Here is a 3,046-nt window from a genome sequence, read left to right as displayed (position 1 = left end):
CTGGGGCAGGTGGTGGACCCGGCCGAACTCCTCCGGCCTCATGCCGAGGGAGGCAGCGAGCAGGACGTGGGCCTCGGTGCCGCCGATGCCGTGGGCGAGGAGGGCGGCGTTGTGGCCGTCCCCGCGGTGCTCACGCAGCAGTGTCGCCGCGTGCCAGAGTCTGGCCACCGGCTCCTCGGGCACGGCGAGCGCCCGGAGTCCGGCGTAGAGCGCTCGGCCCTCGGGCGGCGCGCTTACCGCCGCTTTGGTGGCCAGGTCGGCGGCCCGCACCAGACCGGAGGACTCGGCGAGCTGCCCGATCCTCTGCCGCAGCGGCGCGGCGCTGCTCCGCTCGCGCACGGCTATCGCCTCCTGCGGGGTGGTCTTCCCCCACACCCACGGGATGTGGCGCGCGACCTCGCCGTCGGCGAAGTTGTAGAAGACCGCGTGCACCACCTCGGCCGGTGCCAGGCCCAGCGGCGCGGCCCGGCCGGCGAAGTACCCGTCCCAGTAGTTACGCATCCCCAGGGCCAGGAACGCCTCGTTCGGCACCTCGGACAAGGAGACGGTGGCGATCGGCTCGACGAGCTCGAACATGCGGTGGATCTTGGCCGTTGGGTGCTGCATCGGTCGGCGTCTCCTGTGGTCGAGGGCGGGTCTCACACTAGCCACGAACAACTCCGGCCGGCCCCGGTCAGGTCGTTTTGCGTACCAGGCCGGTGAATCCCCGCGATGAAGAGTGTGGCGAACGCCCAACTGAACGGCCTGTTCGCCGACACGTCATACAGGTCGAGCTGGCCGTCGATCCGCGCGTTGTGGATGCGGACACCTCGTGGATCGAGATCGTCGGCATGGACCAGGTCACGAATCATCGAGGCAGCGACCCGGTCACCGCCGACCAGCTCGCCTGCCGCCAGCCTCTGCCAGCAGTACCGACCAGGCCCACCGCGACGGGCCGGCATGAGCGACGTCCCGCTCCTCGAATCATCCTGTCAGCGTTCGGGGCTCGCCTGTGTCGATGGGGCGGCGGAGAGGGCGCGTAGGTCGTCGAAGGCACGCAGGAGATGGGTGTCCAGGCTCCGTGCGGGGTCGTCGATCCAGGACTGGACCGCGTGTTGGTAAGCGGCCCAGCCGGTCCGGGCGGCCAGGCCGGCCAACCCGTCGCCGAGGCCGCGCCGTCGCAGCGCCTCCGCCGCGGCTTCCGTGAGCCACGCATGTTTGGCCAGCTCTCGTTCGCGGAGGGCCGGTGTCGCCGCGATGACCTTCCAGCGTGGTTCGGAGTACGGGCGGTTGTCCTCGATTCTCCTGGCGGTTCTCCGGAAGGCGCACAGCAGTACCTCGAACGGCTCCAGCCCGTCGGGGGCGTCGGCCACCGCCTGTGTCAGCGTGGCACCCAGCTCGGCTTCGCCGTCGAAGAGGACCTCGCGCTTGTCCGAGAAGTGCCGGAAGAACGTGCGTTCGTTGACACCGGCCCGGGCGGCGATCTCCGCCGCGGTGGTCTGGTCGAACCCGCGTTCCTGATACAGCTCCAGGGCCGCCCGCTGCAGGCGGCGACGTGCTTCTGCTCCACTCCGTGGCACGCGCCGAGCCTACCGCGTTGCGCCAGTGACTGACACCACGTTGCGCCAGCCACTGACATAAAGCGTAGAGTCAGTGACTGGCGTTAAGTAGTGCCAGTCACTGGCGTTACCTGGAGGGTGTCTCATGCATGTCTTCGTCACCGGTGGTTCCGGCCAGACCGGGCCCGCCGTCGTCGCCGAGCTCGTCGCGGCCGGCCACACCGTCACCGGCCTGGCCCGCTCGGACACCGCCGCCGCGCGGTTGGCGTCGCTGGGCGCCACACCACACCGCGGCAGCCTCGACGACCTGGACAGCCTGCGCCGCGGCGCCGACGCCGTCGACGGCGTCCTGCACATGGCCTTCGGCGGTGACTACGCCGATCCGGACGACCTCGTCCGCCGCGACCGCGCCGCGGTCGAGGCGCTCGGTCAGGCGCTGGTCGGGTCCGGCAAACCACTCGTCAGCACGTCGGGCACGCTGGTGACCCGGGCCGGTCGGGTCAGCACCGAGCAGGACGCGCCGGATCCCGGATCGGTCGCCGCCTTCCGCATCCCGGGCGAGCGGGCCTGTCTGCGCTTCGCCGAGTCGGGGGTCCGGGCCAGCGTCGTGCGACTCGCGCCGACCGTGCACGGCCCGGGCGACCACGGGTTCATCCCGGCGCTCATCGCCGCGGCGCGCAGGGCCGGCGTCTCCGCCTACCTCGGTGACGGCCTCAACCGCTGGCCAGCCGTCCACCGCGCCGACGCCGCCCGTCTCTACCGGCTGGCGCTGGAGAAGGCTCCCGCCGGGAGCGTGCTGCACGGCGTCGGCGAAAGCGCCGTCACGATCAGGAGCATCGCCGAGCGGATCGCGCGAACGCTCGACCTCCCCACCACGTCACTGACCCTCGACCAGGCCGCCGCGCATCTCGGCAACCCGTTCCTGGCCAGGTTCTTCTCCCTCGACGTGCCCGTCTCCAGCCAGCACACCCAGGCACTGCTGGACTGGACGCCGCGGCACCCGACGTTGCTGGAGGACCTCGACACCGGCGACTACTTCGACCCGGAGGCCAGCATCCGCGCGGAGGAGATCTGGCTGCCCCACCACAGCCGGCGCTGACCCGCGCCCGGGCGAAGGGGGTGGGCCGGCGTCAGGGTGGTGTCGCCGCGGCCGTCGCGGGTGCGGTGGCCAGGACGGCGGCCGCCGCGGTGGTGGCCAGCACCGCGACCACCGCGTACGGCGCCCAGCCATCCCGGACCGCGTCGTGCAGGGCCGCGACCCCGACGACCGACGGTGCGATGACCTCGACGATCCACAGCACGGCGGTGACCGGGCCGACCTGCCCCTGCTGGAGCGCGTGGGTGTAGAGCAGCATCCCGGTCACCCCGAAGCCGACCAGCCCCCAGGTGAGGGGGTCGGTGGCCAGGGCACCCAGCGTGGCCGGCACCCCCCGCGTCGCCGGTGCGGACGGCAGTGCGCGGGCACACAGCGCCGCCCCACCGAACGCCAGACCGGCCAGGGCCGCGCT

The 3,046-nt window shown here is 72.3% G+C and carries 5 protein-coding genes; 1 reads left to right on the top strand and 4 read right to left on the bottom strand.

Translation table 11 applies throughout. From position 1 onward, the window contains the following. The 3 genes from VET29_RS12150 to VET29_RS12140 form a co-directional block, all read right to left on the bottom strand. Positions 1-606, bottom strand: a 606-nt coding sequence (locus VET29_RS12150) for an SCO6745 family protein (RefSeq protein WP_324919245.1), incomplete at its 3' end; no start/stop codon positions are given. A 32-nt stretch (positions 607-638) separates the two neighbouring features. Further along, positions 639-851, bottom strand: coding sequence for a hypothetical protein (locus tag VET29_RS12145; RefSeq protein ID WP_324919243.1), 213 nt, complete (start codon positions 849-851; stop codon positions 639-641). A gap of 120 nt (positions 852-971) precedes the next feature. Then, positions 972-1,559, bottom strand: coding sequence for a TetR family transcriptional regulator (locus tag VET29_RS12140; protein ID WP_324919241.1), 588 nt, complete (start codon positions 1,557-1,559; stop codon positions 972-974). Positions 1,560-1,683: 124 nt separating this feature from the next. Between VET29_RS12140 and VET29_RS12135 the strand changes: the two genes are divergently transcribed. Then, positions 1,684-2,637, top strand: coding sequence for an SDR family oxidoreductase (locus tag VET29_RS12135; protein WP_324919239.1), 954 nt, complete (start codon positions 1,684-1,686; stop codon positions 2,635-2,637). A 31-nt stretch (positions 2,638-2,668) separates the two neighbouring features. Here VET29_RS12135 and VET29_RS12130 read toward each other — a convergent pair. Further along, on the bottom strand, positions 2,669-3,046 hold a 378-nt coding region (locus VET29_RS12130), incomplete at its 5' end, for a hypothetical protein (RefSeq protein WP_324919237.1).

The sequence above is a fragment of the Actinophytocola sp. genome (assembly GCF_035634895.1).
In the GTDB taxonomy this organism is placed as follows: Bacteria; Actinomycetota; Actinomycetes; order Mycobacteriales; family Pseudonocardiaceae; genus Actinophytocola.
This window is presented reverse-complemented; position numbering and strand designations above follow the sequence as displayed.

Coding starts and splice junctions, on each gene's coding strand:
- VET29_RS12145 (WP_324919243.1), bottom strand. CDS start 851: ATGATTCGTGACCTGGTCCATGCCGACGATCTCGATCCACGAGGTGTC.
- VET29_RS12135 (WP_324919239.1), top strand. CDS start 1,684: ATGCATGTCTTCGTCACCGGTGGTTCCGGCCAGACCGGGCCCGCCGTC.